Origin of the sequence: Streptomyces spinoverrucosus, from assembly GCF_015712165.1 — a bacterium.
Lineage (GTDB): Bacteria > Actinomycetota > Actinomycetes > Streptomycetales > Streptomycetaceae > Streptomyces > Streptomyces spinoverrucosus_A.
In genome coordinates this window covers 5015959-5029463 of the sequence record NZ_JADPZX010000001.1, presented here as the reverse complement: position 1 = coordinate 5029463, position 13505 = coordinate 5015959, and the positions used below count along the sequence as shown (strand labels likewise).

The following is a 13505-nucleotide window of genomic DNA, read 5'->3' as shown; positions in this document are numbered from 1 at the left end:
CAGAAAGGCAAGGGCCGTGGCGTCCACGGTCACCTCGTCGAAGACCTCCCGCCCGGGATACGGACAGCTGCTGCGCACCCGCGGCGCCTGGACGTTCCTGCTCCCCGGCTTCGCGGCCCGTCAGCCGTTCGCGATGCTGACGATCTCCATCGTGCTGCTGGTGCAGCACACCACCGGCTCCTACGGCGCGGCAGGCGCCGCCGCGGCCGTCACCGGCGTCTCCATGGCGCTGTTCGCGCCCTACAGCGGGCGTCTGGCGGACCGCTTCGGGCAGCGCGCCGTGCTGATCCCCGGCATCCTGGTGCACGCCCTCGCAGGCCTGACCCTGACGGCACTCGCGCTGGCGGACGCCCCCCTGTGGGCGCTGTTCGTGGCAGCCGTCCCCACGGGTGCCTCGGTGCCGCAGATCGGCCCCATGGTGCGCGCCCGCTGGGGCGTGAAGCTCCAGGGCTCCCCCCTGATGAACACCGCGGCGGCCTTCGAGTCCGTCACGGACGAGCTCACCTTCGTCGTCGGCCCGCTGCTCGCCACCGCCCTGTGCACCGTCGTCGACCCGGCGGCGGGCCTGGTGACCGAGGCCGCGCTGACGCTGGTCGGCGGTCTGCTGTTCGCCGCGCAGAAGAGCACGCAGCCGACGGTCACCACCGGCGGGCACGCGCGCGTGGAGCAGGCCTCCGCGCTGCGCATCCCCGGGGTGCGGGTGCTGGCCGTGGCGTTCCTCGGCATCGGTTCCGTCTTCGGCGGCATGCAGGTCTCGCTGGCCGCGTTCACCGAGTCGATCGGCGAGCCCGGCCTGAACGGCGTCCTGTACGGGACCTTCGCCGCGGGCAACATGCTCTCCGGCATCGCGTGCGGCGCCATCGCCTGGAAGGCGGCCCCGCAGCGACGCCTGGTCGTCGGCTACGGCGCGCTCGCGCTGGCCGCCGCCGGCCTGTGGGCCGCGCACTCGGTGCCGCTGCTCGCCGGGCTCGGCCTCCTCGTCGGCATGTGCATCGCGCCCGCCCTGATCACCGGCTACACCCTGGTCGAGGGCCTGGTCCCGGCCGGGGCGCGCACCGAGGCGTTCACCTGGCTGACCGGCGCGGTGGCGCTCGGTCAGGCGGGCGCCGTCACGGTCGCCGGACAGCTGGAGGACCGGTTCTGGGGCGGCGCCGGGTTCCTGGTCCCGCTCGGGGGTACGGCGCTCGCGCTGGTGACGCTGGTCGCGCTGAGGTCGCGACTGTTCGCCCGGCCCCGAAGCCGCACCGTCGCACGTGGCGTCGGTCACCGCTCGCCGGTCGCAGTGGACTGATCCCGGGGAATACGTCACTATGGACCGTCGTTAGCACTCATCGAGTGAGAGTGCCAGGAGGAAGACAGTGCCGACCTACCAGTACCAGTGCACCGAGTGCGGCGAGGGCCTCGAGGCGGTGCAGAAGTTCACCGACGACGCCCTGACCGAGTGCCCCAGCTGCCAGGGCCGCCTGAAGAAGGTGTTCTCCGCGGTCGGCATTGTCTTCAAGGGCTCCGGTTTCTACCGCAACGACAGCCGCGGCTCCTCGTCGAGCAGCTCGCCGGCGTCGACGAGCTCGTCCTCGACGTCCTCGTCTTCCTCCTCCTCGTCTTCGTCCTCGGACTCGAAGGCGTCCAGCTCGGGGACGTCGGCCGGCACCACCGCCGCCTGAGCCACACACCTCCCGGGACCCCGCCGTCGTACGACCGGTGGGGTCCTCGGTCTTTCCGGCGCCGACTCCTGCGGTCACACCGACGGCCGCTACTGTGCTGAGCATGGCGAACGCAGAGATCGGTGTAATCGGCGGCTCAGGCTTCTACTCGTTCCTCGACGACGTGACCGAGCTGCAGGTGGACACGCCGTACGGGCAGCCCAGCGACTCCCTCTTCCTCGGCGAGGTCGCCGGCCGGCGGGTCGCCTTCCTCCCCCGCCACGGACGCGGTCACCATCTTCCGCCGCACCGGATCAACTACCGGGCCAACCTCTGGGCGCTGCGCTCGGTCGGCGTACGCCAGGTCCTCGGGCCCTGCGCGGTGGGCGGGCTGCGCCCCGAGTACGGTCCGGGCACGCTGCTCGTGCCGGACCAGCTGGTCGACCGTACGAAGTCCCGGGTGTCGACGTACTTCGACGGGCTGCCGCTGCCCGACGGGACCGTGCCGAACGTGGTGCACGTGTCCCTGGCCGACCCCTACTGCCCCGCCGGACGGTCGGCCGCCCTGAAAGCCGCTCACGGGCGGAACTGGGAGCCGGTGGACGGCGGCGCGCTCGTCGTGATCGAGGGGCCGCGCTTCTCCACCCGTGCCGAATCGTTGTGGCACCAGGCGCAGGGCTGGTCGGTGGTGGGCATGACCGGCCACCCCGAGGCGGTGCTCGCCCGTGAACTGGAGCTCTGCTACACCTCGCTGACGCTGGTCACCGACCTCGACGCGGGCGCCGAGACCGGGGAGGGCGTCTCCCACGACGAGGTGCTGCGGGTGTTCGCCGCGAACGTGGACCGGCTGCGGGGGGTGCTGTTCGACGCGGTGGCGGCGCTGCCGGCGAACGAGGAGCGGGACTGTCTGTGCGTGAACGCGCTGGGCGGGATGGATCCGGGGTTCGAGCTGCCGTAAGGCCGACTGCGGGGTGTGTGCAGGTGGCGGAACTTCCCGTTCGGGTGAGGGAGTTGTCCACAACCCGTCGGTAGTACACGGGCACCGGCGGACGGCGGCGCGAAGCCTCATCGTGGGCTGCAACCGATCCGTCGTCACAGGTGGTGGTCCTCGTGTCCTTCGCTGCGTCCTCCGTTCCGCGTCCCCCCCGTCCCCCCGGCACCGATGCGCCTCCGACCTGCGAGGTGCCGCACTTCGCTCCGGTTCGCGTGCGCGGCGGGCGGTATCAGCTGCGACGGTTCGTACGGCACCGGCGGCGGGCCCTGGCTGCCGGGCTCGCGATCACCGCCGCCGCGCTCGTGGCGGCCGGCCCACGTGCCCCGGCCGACGTCCATCAGGGCGAGCGGGCTCGCGGGCACCCCGTGGCGGACCGGGCGCCGGAGCGCCGGGCCGGGGAGCGGGTGTCCGCGCCCGTGCGCATCGCCGACGCGGCGACGGTGCGGCTGCTGCGGCCCGGCGACCGGGTCGACGTCGTCGCCGCCGAGGAGACGGCGACGGGCGGTGACGCCGATGTGGTCGCGCGCGGTGCGCTGGTGACGAAGGTGCCCGAGCCGCTGGACGGCGAGGTCGACAGCGGGGCGCTCGTCGTGCTCTCGGTGCCGCGTCCCACGGCGGCGCGTCTGGCGGGCGCGAGCGCGACGGCCCGGCTGGCGGTGACGCTGTGCTGAACCGCGTCTTGCGCGCTGTACGCGACTTGCTGTCAAGTCGCTCGTCGGCGCTACCGAATTGGACACGGCTGCCTCGCCCTGCCGTAGGTTGCGGAACTGTTTGTTCCACAAGCCGCACATGCGACGAGGAGAGGCCACTAGGTGAGCGAGAAGAAGGAACCGAGCGTCTGGCAGGGCTTCAAGGCCTTCCTGATGCGCGGGAACGTCGTCGATCTGGCAGTCGCGGTGGTCATCGGCGCCGCCTTCACCAACATCGTCAACTCGGTGGTGAAGGGCGTCATCAACCCACTGGTCGGCGCGATCGGCACCAAGAACCTCGACAGCTACAGCTCGTGCCTCAAGGGGCCGTGCGAGGTGGGCCCGGACGGGACGGTCACGAGTGGCGTCATGATCCAGTGGGGCTCGGTCCTGGGGGCCACGCTGAGCTTCGTGATCACCGCGGCGGTGGTCTACTTCCTGATGGTGCTGCCGATGGCGAAGTACCTGGCCCGGCAGGAGGCCCGCAGGAAGGCGCGGGAGGGCACGCACGAGGTCATCGAGGTGACCGAGCTGGAGGTGCTCAAGGAGATCCGCGACGCGCTGGTCGCACAGGGCCGGCAGCGCGGCTCGGGCCACACCGAGCCGTAGCGAGGGCGGTTGGCAGGGTCCTGGGGGCCCTGCGAACGGCTCACAGGTGGTGGGGCGGCTTCTCGTCGAGGAAACGCTTCAGGTCGTCGGCCGCGTCGCCGCCGCTGCCCGGCCGCTCGCCCCACCCCCGGTCCGTGTCGTCCGAGGACTGCTGGTCCAGCGGATCGCCGAAGATCAGCGCGGCCTTGGGCGCACGGGGCTCGGGGGCGGGAGAGGTACTCATGCCTCCAGGGTACGGGGCGGACACCGACGCGGCCCGTGGCCGCACGGGGCCGACGCCGCACCGCGCCACGCCCGAACCGGGGCGGCGGGCCCCTGCCGACCGGGATGCCTGGTTGGCCCTGGCTTGCGAAGATTTTCCAGCCGGTATCTGCTGTGCTTGGAATCATGACGTCCAGTCCGACTCCGCCGCCCGCCACGTCCGGCGCGCCGACCCCTCGGAGGCCGCTGCGCCGACTCACCGCCCGAGGTCGCGACGAGGCGCACCGCGCCGCCACGCCACTGGAACTCTTCTTCGACCTGTGTTTCGTCGTGGCCGTCACACAGGCGGGAATCCAGCTGGTGCACGCGGTCGCCGAGGCCCATGCCGGCGAGGGCATCCTGAGCTACGCGATGGTGTTCTTCGCCATCTGGTGGGCTTGGATGAACTTCACCTGGTTCGCCTCGGCGTACGACAACGACGACGCCCTGTATCGCGTGGTCACCCTGGTGCAGATCGCCGGCGTCCTCCTGCTCGCCGCCGGGATCTCACGGGCCTTCGAGGACCACGACTTCCTGCTCGTCCTGCTCGGCTACGTGGTGATGCGGCTGGCCCTGGCCACACAGTGGTTACGCGCCGCGCGATCGGCCGAGGGCGCGGAGCGCACCACCGCGCTGCGGTACGCGGGTGGCGTGCTGCTCTGCCAGGTCGGCTGGGTGGGGCTGGTGCTCTTCCCGCAGCCCGCGCGCCCGTGGGTGTTCCTGGTGATGGTGGTCGCGGAGCTGTGCGTGCCGGTCTTCGCGGAGAAGGTCCGGCCGACCACGTGGCATCCGCACCATATCGCCGAGCGGTACGGGCTGTTCACGATCATCGTGCTCGGCGAGACGATCGCCGCGGCCACGGTCGCCGTGAAGTCGGGCGCGGACGAGACCGACGCGATGGGCGAGCTGCTGCCGATCGCGGCGGGTGGCCTGCTGATCGTGTTCTCCGCCTGGTGGATCTACTTCGCGGTGCCGGTCCACGGGCGCCTGCGCTCCAACCGGCAGGCGTTCGTGTGGGGTTACGGCCACTACCTGATCTTCGCCTCGGCGGCCGCGATCGGCGCGGGCCTGGAGGTGGCGGTCGAGCAGACGATCGGCAAGGCGCACATCTCCACGCTTTCGGCGTCCGCCGCGGTGACGCTGCCGACGGCGCTGTTTCTGCTCACCGTCTGGGCCCTGCACTCGCGCTACTTCAAGGTGGGCATCACCGCGCAACTCGTGCTGCCGATGACGGCGTTGCTGGTGATCTGCTGCACCTTCCTGGGCGACTGGGCGGTCCTCGCGGCCGGCGTGGTGTCGGCGCTGGCGGTGGTGACCGGGGTGATCCTGACGGCACGCCTGGCCGCCCGCGAACGCCGGGCGCAGGCGGGCACGCCGACCGTCTGAGTCCCGGAACGCGCCCTGGGGAAACGCCCGAGGGGGCAGGAGACTGGTCTTCATGACAGTTGATGCTCTGACGGACGTGACCGGCCTGCGGGTGGGGCACGCGACGCGCACCGGCGACGGCTGGCTCACCGGCACCACGGTCGTCCTCGCACCCGAGGGCGGGGCAGTCACCGCGGTGGACGTGCGCGGCGGTGGCCCCGGCACCAAGGAGACCGACGCCCTCGATCCGCGCAACGTGGTGCAGAAGACCGAGGCGGTCGTGCTGACCGGCGGCAGCGCGTACGGGCTCGACGCCGCGTCGGGAGTGATGGCCTGGCTGGAGGAACACGGGCGCGGGGTGCGCGTCGGGCCGGATCCGGCGCACGTCGTGCCGGTGGTGCCCGCCGCGTGCGTCTTCGACCTGGGCCGGGGCGGCGACTTCCGGGCCAGACCGGACGCGACCCTCGGCCGGGCCGCTGTCGAGGCGGCCGCGGCGAGCGAGATCGGCGCGCCGGTGCGGGAGGGGTGCGTGGGCGCCGGTACGGGTGCCGCGGTCGGGCCGATGAAGGGCGGGGTCGGCACCGCGAGCGTCGTCCTCGACTCGGGCATCACGGTGGCCGCGCTGGTGGTGGCCAACGCGGCGGGGTCGGTGGTGGATCCGGAGACGGGGGTGCTGTACGGGGAGTTGTTCCAGGGGCGCGTGAACTACCCGTCGGCGCAGGTGCACGAGGCGGCACGCAAGCGACTCGCGGAGAGCGCGGCGAGGCACGCGCCGCCCCCGCTGAACACCACGCTCGCGGTCGTCGCCACGGACGCGGACCTGTCGAAGGCGCAGGCGCAGAAGCTGGCGGGCACGGCACACGACGGCATCGCACGCGCGGTGCGGCCGGTGCATCTGCTGCACGACGGCGACACGGTCTTCGCGCTGGCGACCGGGTCACGCGAGCTCGATGCCACGCAACCGCTGGCGCTCAACGAGATCCTGGCGGCGGGCGCGGACACGGTGACGCGCGCGATCGTGCGAGCGGTCCGCTCGGCCGAGTCGGTGGAGGGGAAGGGGCGGGGGGAGGGGGAGGGCGGGGGGTGGCCCTCCTACTCGGAACTGTATGGAGGGAGTTGAGCAGCCCCCCGCCCCGCCCTGCCCCGCCCTGCCCCGCGTCAAGCGAAGCGATTGTCCCGGTTCTGTCACGTGATGGCGCTCCCGGTGAGTGGAGGGAACCCCACCGGTCCCCGGTCCCCTCTTTCTCCACGCACCGGAACGGATCACCCACATCACATGAACAGGGAGCAGCCCGTGACAACGCCGGACATAGCAAAGCGGCGCACGCTGGTCGCCTGTGCCGCCCTGATGGTCGGCGCGGTCACCCTCACCGCCTGCAGTGGCAGCGCCAAGGCCGACAACGACGGCAAGGGCGGCGGCAGTGGCGGCGAGAGCAAGACCTCGGCGGCGCGGATCGTCATCTCGGCCAAGGACGGTTCGACCGGCGCGTCGATCAACACGACCGGCGTGAAGGTCAGCGACGGGAAGCTGACCGAGGTGAAGATGACGGTGGCCGAGACGGGGCAGGCCGTGCCGGGGGCGATCTCCGCGGACGGGCGGAGCTGGAAGCCGAAGGAGCAGCTGGAGCGGGGGACGAAGTACGAGATAGCGGCGACCGCGAAGGACGCGGGCGGCAAGGCCACCGCCGCCGACTCTACGTTCACGACCGTGACGCCGGCGAACAGCTTCATCGGGACGTACACGCCGGACAACGGGACGACAGTCGGGGTCGGGATGCCGGTGTCGTTCACGTTCGACAAGGCGATCAGCGACAAGAAGGCCGTGCAGTCGCACATCACGGTCACGTCGAGCAGTGGGCAGGAGGTGGTCGGGCACTGGTTCGGGGCGCAGCGGCTCGACTTCCGGCCCGAGGACTACTGGAAGGCCGGCTCCAAGGTCACGATGAAGATCGACCTGGACGGCGTGGAGGGCGCGAACGGCGTCTACGGGGTGCAGAAGAAGACGGTCACCTTCACCATCGGGCGCTCACAGGTCTCCACGGTGGACGCCAACACGCAGACCATGACGGTCGTGCGCGACGGCAGGACGATCCGGACGATCCCGATCTCGGCGGGCAGCCCCGAGTTCACCACGTACAACGGGCAGATGGTGATCTCCGAGAAGCTGGTGGAGACCCGGATGGACAGCCGCACGGTCGACCTCGCCAACGCGTACGACATCCCGGACGTGCCGCACGCGATGCGGCTGACCACGTCCGGCACGTTCATCCACGGCAACTACTGGTACAAGCCCGCCAATCCGCCCTTCGGCCGCTTCGGCAGCAGCCACGGCTGTGTCGGGCTCCAGGACGTGCGGGGCGGGCAGGGGGACACTCCGGCCAAGTGGTTCTTCGACAACTCGATCACGGGGGACGTCGTGATCGTGAAGAACTCCGCCGACTCCACGGTGGCGCCGGACAACGGGCTCAACGGCTGGAACATGGCGTGGAGCGAGTGGATCGCCGGGAGCGCCGACTGACCGACGCGAGCCGGGAGATCCGTACGACGGCCGTCCGACCAGGACTTTTTGACGGAGCGTCGGGTCGCGTGGGAACTTTTCGCGCGGCCCGGCCGTTTTCCCGGCGTACGTTTTCTCGGTTCCCGGACATGATGTCCGACCGAGGGGCTACGGTATGCACCCACAAGGTGACATGCAGCAACGCCGGGAGAAACCTTGAGCGTTCCGTACGAGACGGCAGCGTACGAATCACCCGATTCGCCCGAGTCTCCGGAGGAGCATCTCGCGCGACTGCTCGGACGCGCCCTGAACTCGTTCGAGCTGCCGGACGAGACGATAAGGCGGCTCGACAGCGCGCTGGCGCACGACAGCTCGCTGCACTCCGCGCACCACAGCGCGGGCCTGCACCAGGAGACGTACCGGCACACCTGGCTCCTCGCCGACGGCTCGGCGCTCACCCTCTGGGAGCTCGTCCACAACACCACGCCGGGCGGCCCCCCGCAGCACGAGGTGTACGTCGACTCGGAGGAGTTGCACGCCGCGGGCTCCCGGCTCGCGTTGCCGCCGGACACGCCGGATTTCGAACTGCCGGTGCCGGTGGAGCTGTCGTCGATCCCCACGCCGCGGCACGCGTACGTGCCGGACGACTCGGCGGATCACGCCCGCCGGCTGCTGCGCCGGGCGGAGAACCCGGACCGGCCGGGCGCGGAGACGGCCGCGCTGCTCGCCATGGCGTGCGCCCACCAGATCACGCAGGCCTTCGGGCGCCCGTGCCGCGCGGGGCGCGCCGGGCTGGGCTTCGCGCTCTACGAGCACGCGTTCCTGCTGTGCGACGGGCAGGAGATCTCCCTGTGGGAGGTCGAGCACACGGCGACGCCGGACGGTCGGCACATGTGCGAGGTGTACACGTCCGAGGACGCGGCCCGGGAGGCGATGGAGCGGAGGGCCGCGCAGCTGTCGTGAGGGGCGGTCGGCTGAGCGACGGGATCCTGACGGCGCGCGAGCCTGAAGCGCCGCGTTTCTCATCGGCACGCGAGCCTGAAAACGCCGCGTTCCTCACCGGCACGCGAGCCTGAAAGCGCCACGTTCCTGGCGGCGCGCGCCTCACACGCCCCGGCGTGAACGAACAGCACGGTCCGGGACTCACCTCGGTCCCGGACCGCACTGCCTCCCCGTGCTCGGCGTTACACCGCCACCGGCTGCCTTCTCCGCGCCCGGCGTTACACCGCCACCAGCTGCCTCTCCGATCCCGGCGTTACACCGCCACCAGCTGCCTCTCCGATCCCGGCGTTACACCGCCACCAGCTGCCTCTCCGATCCCGGCGCTACACCGCCACCAGCTGCCTCTCCGATCCCGGCGCTACACCGCCACCGGCTGCCTCCTCCGATCCCGGCGTTACACCGCCACCGGCTGCCTCTCCGATCCCGGCGTTACGCCGCCGCCACCGGCTGCTTGGCCTCCGTCGGGACCGCGACCGGCTCGGGCTCCGTCGCCCCGGGGGCCGGCTTGCGCAGGCCCTTGAGGACGATGACCAGGCCTGCCGTGACCGCCGTACCCGCCGCGATGGCCAGCAGGTACAGCAGCGGCTTGCCGATCAGGAAGGTGACCCAGATGCCGCCGTGCGGGGCGCGCAGGGTCGAGCCGAACGCCATGGTCAGGGCGCCGGTGACCGCGCCGCCCGCCATGGAGGCGGGGATGACGCGCAGCGGGTCGGCGGCCGCGAACGGGATCGCGCCCTCGGAGATGAAGGAGGCGCCGAGGACCCAGGCGGCCTTGCCGTTCTCGCGCTCGGCGGTGGTGAACAGCTTCTTGCGGACGGTGGTGGCCAGGGCCATGCCCAGGGGTGGGACCATGCCGGCGGCCATCACGGCGGCCATGATCTTCATCGCGGAGTCGCTGGGGGCCGCGACCGAGATACCGGCCGTCGCGAAGGTGTAGGCCACCTTGTTCACCGGGCCGCCGAGGTCGAAGCACATCATCAGGCCGAGCAGCACACCGAGGAGGACGGCGTTGGCGCCGGACAGGCCGTTCAGCCAGTCGGTCAGGGCCTTCTGTACCTCGGCGATGGGCTTGCCGATGACCACGAACATCAGGAATCCGACGATCGCCGAGGAGATCAGCGGGATCACCACCACGGGCATGATGCCGCGCAGGGGCGCCGGGATGTTGACGCGCTGGATTCCGAGGACCACACCACCGGCGATCAGACCGGCGACCAGACCGCCGAGGAACCCGGCGCCGATCGTCACGGAGATCGCGCCGCCGACGAAGCCGGGCACGAGGCCGGGCCGGTCGGCCATGCCGTAGGCGATGTATCCGGCGAGGACCGGGACGAGGAAGCCGAAGGCCGCGGCGCCGATCTGGAACAGCAGGGCGCCCCAGCTGTCGATCTGGCCCCAGTCGAAGTGCTCGGTGACGGACTTGGCCTCGTTGATCTGGTAGCCGCCGATCGCGAAGCCGAGGGCGATGAGCAGACCGCCGGCGGCGACGAACGGGACCATGTAACTCACGCCGGACATCAGCCACTTGCGCAGCTTGGTGCCGTAGCCCTCGCCGGGCTCGCCGGCGCGCTCGACGGGGGTCCCGCCGGGCCTGGCGGCCGCGGTGACCTCGCCGCGCGCCGCCTTGCCGCGCACCTCGGAGATCAGCTCGGCGGCACGGTTGATGCCCGCCTTCACGCCGACGTCGACGGTGGGCTTCCCGGCGAAGCGGTCCTTCTCCCGTACGGGCAGGTCGTGCGCGAAGATCACGCCGTCCGCCGCCGCGATGACCGCCGGGTCGAGCCTGGTGAAGCCGGCCGAGCCCTGCGTCTCGACGACGACCTCCACACCGGCCTCGCGGCCCGCGTTCTCCAGCGACTCGGCCGCCATGTAGGTGTGGGCGATGCCGGTGGGGCAGGAGGTGACGGCGACGATACGGAACGGACGCTCGCCGCCCAAGTCGGCGGAGTCGCCGGAGTCACCGGAAGCGGCGACGGTGTCACCCGTGGCGGCGTCGGCGGAGGCCGCCCCCGACGCCGCCACGGAGTCCGCGGAGTCGGCGGAAGCGGCCGAACCGGCCGCGGCTGCCGACTCCGTCTCCCCGGCGGTGGCGGCCGCCGGAGTCTCGTCCCCGCGGATGAGCGCCGCCGCGGACCCCGCGTCTCTCACCGCCCGCAGCGCGTCGGTGAACTCGGTGTTCATCAGCTGCCGGGCCAGCGACGACAGGATCGTCAGGTGGGCGTCGTCGGCCCCGGCGGGCGCGGCGATCAGGAAGATCAGGTCGGCCGGACCGTCCGCCGCACCGAAGTCGATCCCGGCCGCGCTGCGCCCGAAGGCGAGCGTCGGCTCGGTGACGTGCTCGCTGCGGCAGTGCGGGATGCCGATGCCGCCGTCGAGGCCGGTCGGCATCTGTGCCTCACGGGCCGCCACGTCGGCGAGGAAACCCTCCAGGTCGGTCACCCGGCCCAGGGCCACCATGCGCTCGGCGAGGGCGCGCGCCGCCGCTTCCTTGGTGTCGGCGGACAGGTCGAGGTCGACCAGGTCCGCGGTGATCATGTCACTCATCGCGGGCTCCTTAGCACGCGTATCGCCCGTGAGGTGGGGTGGGCGGAAAAGGGGACGGGGATGCTGTGGGGGGTTGTGGGGACAGCCGCGGCGAGTAAGGGGGAGCCTCGCCACGCACCGGCCGATTCGGCAGATGACGGACAAACCGTCGTAGGCACGCTCATGAGACCGGCTCCTTCAGCTCGCGGTCAACCGGCACGTCGGAGGTGACCGTCACCGCTGCCGGGTCCAGATCGCCCGGCGTCGGCATCACGCTCCCGGGCAGCTGGACGGCGGCCGCGCCGTGCGCGATGGCGGAGGCGAGGGCCTCCGGGCCGCTGCCGCCGGCGATCAGGAAGCCGGCGAGCGAGGAGTCGCCGGCGCCCACGTTGGAGCGCACGACGTCCACGCGCGCGCTGCCGTACCAGGTGCCCGCGTCGTCCACGAGCAGCTGCCCGTCGGCGCCCAGGCTCGCCAGCACGGCGCGTGCGCCCCGCTCGCGCAACTCCTCGGCCGCCTTCACCGCGTCGCCCACCGTGGCCAGGGGCCGCCCGACGGCCTCCGCGAGTTCCTCGGCGTTCGGCTTCACCACGTCGGGCCGCTCCCGCAACGCCTCCAGCAGCGCACGCCCCGAGGTGTCCAGCGCGATCCGGGCGCCTCCGGCGTGCGCCCGCGCGACCAGCTCGGCGTACCAGGAGGGCGCGAGGCCGCGCGGCAGGCTGCCGCAGCAGGCGATCCAGTCGGCGTCCCGGGCCTGCGCGCGCACCGTGTCGAAGAGCAGTTCCTGCTCCTGGGCCGACAGCTCCGGCCCCGGCGCGTTGATCTTCGTGAGGATGCCGTCCGCCTCCGCGAGCGCGATGTTCGAACGGGTGGCGCCCGCGATCGGGACCGGCGCCACCTCGATGCCCTGCGCGTCGAGCAGGTCGGCGACGAGCGCGCCCGGCGCACCACCCAGGGGCAACACCGCCACCGTGCGCCGTCCGGCGGCCGCTACGGCGCGCGAGACGTTCACGCCCTTGCCGCCGGGGTCCATGCGTTCGCCGGTGGCGCGGATGACCTCGCCGCGCTCCAGGGACGGGACCTCGTAGGTGCGGTCGAGGGACGGGTTGGGGGTGACGGTGAGGATCATGCGCGCACTACTTCCGTGCCGCCGCGCTCGATGGCGGTGGCGTCTTCGGGGCTCAGCCCGTGGTCGGTGATCAACAGGTCCACGTCGCTCAGGTCGCCGAAGCGGGCGAAGTGCTCCTGGCCGTGCTTGGAGGAGTCGGCGAGCAGCACCACGCGGCGGGCGGCCACGAGGGCCGCGCGCTTGACCGCGGCCTCGGCGAGGTCGGGGGTGGTCAGGCCGTGCTCGGCGGAGAAGCCGTTGGCCGCCACGAAGAGGACGTCCGCCCGGATCTCGCCGTAGGCCCGCAGCGCCCAGGCGTCCACGGCGGCGCGCGTACGGTGCCGTACGCGCCCTCCGACGAGATGGAGCTGGATGCCCGGGTGGTCCGCGAGGCGGGCCGCGATGGGCAGGCTGTGCGTGACGACGGTGAGCGAGGCCTCCAGCGGGATGGCGGCGGCCAGCCGGGCCACCGTCGTACCGGCGTCGAGGATCATCGTGCCCTCGGTGGGCAGTTCGGCGAGGGCCGCCTTGGCGATGCGGTCCTTCTCGTCGGCCGCCGTGGACTCGCGCTCGGCGATGTCCGGCTCGAAGTCGAGGCGGCCGACCGGGATGGCTCCGCCGTGCACCCGGCGGACGAGGCCGGCGCGGTCGAGGGCCTTCAGGTCGCGGCGGATCGTCTCCGCGGTGACCTGGAACTCCTCGGCCAGCGACAGCACGTCCACCCGGCCGGTGTCGCGGGCGAGACGGAGGATCTCCTGTTGCCGCTCCGGTGCGTACATTGCCCCTTCGCCTCCGACTGTGCCCGAACGTGTGGTTTCACTCGGAGGCTACGCCC

The 13505-nt window shown here is 72.1% G+C and carries 13 protein-coding genes; 9 read left to right on the top strand and 4 right to left on the bottom strand.

The annotated features are described in order from the left end of the window. The first annotated feature begins 16 nt into the window (after positions 1-16). From I2W78_RS22875 to mscL, 5 genes are all read left to right on the top strand, one after another. A complete protein-coding gene (locus I2W78_RS22875) occupies positions 17-1291 on the top strand; it encodes an MFS transporter (protein ID WP_196462142.1) in 1275 nt (424 codons plus the stop codon). 67 nt (positions 1292-1358) lie between these two features. After that, positions 1359-1664, top strand: a complete 306-nt coding sequence (locus I2W78_RS22870) for an FmdB family zinc ribbon protein (RefSeq protein WP_196462141.1) — start codon at positions 1359-1361, stop codon at positions 1662-1664. A gap of 103 nt (positions 1665-1767) precedes the next feature. Then, positions 1768-2601, top strand: a complete 834-nt coding sequence (locus tag I2W78_RS22865) for an S-methyl-5'-thioadenosine phosphorylase (protein WP_196462140.1) — start codon at positions 1768-1770, stop codon at positions 2599-2601. A gap of 152 nt (positions 2602-2753) precedes the next feature. Beyond that, positions 2754-3308, top strand: a complete 555-nt coding sequence (locus tag I2W78_RS22860) for a hypothetical protein (protein WP_196462139.1) — start codon at positions 2754-2756, stop codon at positions 3306-3308. 141 nt (positions 3309-3449) lie between these two features. Further along, on the top strand, positions 3450-3935 hold the full coding sequence (gene mscL / locus I2W78_RS22855) for a large conductance mechanosensitive channel protein MscL (RefSeq protein ID WP_196462138.1): 486 nt from the start codon (positions 3450-3452) through the stop codon (positions 3933-3935). 40 nt (positions 3936-3975) lie between these two features. On the opposite strand, the gene I2W78_RS22850 is transcribed toward mscL, so the two are convergent. Next, positions 3976-4158 (bottom strand): hypothetical protein, encoded by a 183-nt coding sequence (locus I2W78_RS22850; protein ID WP_196462137.1) that lies wholly within the window; start codon positions 4156-4158, stop codon positions 3976-3978. A gap of 164 nt (positions 4159-4322) precedes the next feature. Here I2W78_RS22850 and I2W78_RS22845 point away from each other — a divergent pair, with 164 nt between their 5' ends. The 4 genes from I2W78_RS22845 to I2W78_RS22830 all read left to right on the top strand — a co-directional run bounded on the left by I2W78_RS22845 (position 4323) and on the right by I2W78_RS22830 (position 9000). Then, on the top strand, positions 4323-5561 hold the full coding sequence (locus I2W78_RS22845) for a low temperature requirement protein A (protein ID WP_196462136.1): 1239 nt from the start codon (positions 4323-4325) through the stop codon (positions 5559-5561). 52 nt (positions 5562-5613) lie between these two features. Further along, on the top strand, positions 5614-6660 hold the full coding sequence (locus tag I2W78_RS22840; protein WP_196462135.1) for a P1 family peptidase: 1047 nt from the start codon (positions 5614-5616) through the stop codon (positions 6658-6660). 174 nt (positions 6661-6834) lie between these two features. Continuing rightward, a complete protein-coding gene (locus I2W78_RS22835; protein ID WP_196462134.1) occupies positions 6835-8058 on the top strand; it encodes a L,D-transpeptidase in 1224 nt (407 codons plus the stop codon). 195 nt (positions 8059-8253) lie between these two features. Beyond that, complete coding sequence (locus I2W78_RS22830; RefSeq protein ID WP_196462133.1) at positions 8254-9000, top strand: DUF6227 family protein; 747 nt, start codon at positions 8254-8256, stop codon at positions 8998-9000. 468 nt (positions 9001-9468) lie between these two features. Here I2W78_RS22830 and I2W78_RS22825 read toward each other — a convergent pair whose 3' ends face one another. From I2W78_RS22825 to I2W78_RS22815, 3 genes are all read right to left on the bottom strand, one after another. Further along, positions 9469-11583 carry a PTS fructose transporter subunit IIABC gene (locus I2W78_RS22825; RefSeq protein WP_196462132.1) on the bottom strand — a complete coding sequence of 705 codons (2115 nt, stop codon included), beginning with the start codon at positions 11581-11583 and terminating at the stop codon, positions 9469-9471. A gap of 160 nt (positions 11584-11743) precedes the next feature. Then, positions 11744-12691: a 1-phosphofructokinase gene (gene pfkB, locus I2W78_RS22820; protein WP_196462131.1), complete on the bottom strand. Its 948-nt coding sequence runs from the start codon at positions 12689-12691 to the stop codon at positions 11744-11746. Further along, the gene (locus tag I2W78_RS22815; protein WP_196462130.1) at positions 12688-13449 is read right to left on the bottom strand and encodes a DeoR/GlpR family DNA-binding transcription regulator; all 762 of its coding nucleotides are present in this window, start codon (positions 13447-13449) and stop codon (positions 12688-12690) included. Before I2W78_RS22815 ends, pfkB begins: the two co-directional genes overlap by 4 nt. Positions 13450-13505: the final 56 nt, after the last annotated feature.

Excerpts from the sequence above, each read along its gene's own strand:
- I2W78_RS22865 (WP_196462140.1), top strand. The coding sequence starts at position 1,768 with ATGGCGAACGCAGAGATCGGTGTAATCGGCGGCTCAGGCTTCTACTCG.
- I2W78_RS22850 (WP_196462137.1), bottom strand. The coding sequence starts at position 4,158 with ATGAGTACCTCTCCCGCCCCCGAGCCCCGTGCGCCCAAGGCCGCGCTG.
- I2W78_RS22845 (WP_196462136.1), top strand. The coding sequence starts at position 4,323 with ATGACGTCCAGTCCGACTCCGCCGCCCGCCACGTCCGGCGCGCCGACC.
- I2W78_RS22840 (WP_196462135.1), top strand. The coding sequence starts at position 5,614 with ATGACAGTTGATGCTCTGACGGACGTGACCGGCCTGCGGGTGGGGCAC.
- I2W78_RS22825 (WP_196462132.1), bottom strand. The coding sequence starts at position 11,583 with ATGAGTGACATGATCACCGCGGACCTGGTCGACCTCGACCTGTCCGCC.
- pfkB (WP_196462131.1), bottom strand. The coding sequence starts at position 12,691 with ATGATCCTCACCGTCACCCCCAACCCGTCCCTCGACCGCACCTACGAG.
- I2W78_RS22815 (WP_196462130.1), bottom strand. The coding sequence starts at position 13,449 with ATGTACGCACCGGAGCGGCAACAGGAGATCCTCCGTCTCGCCCGCGAC.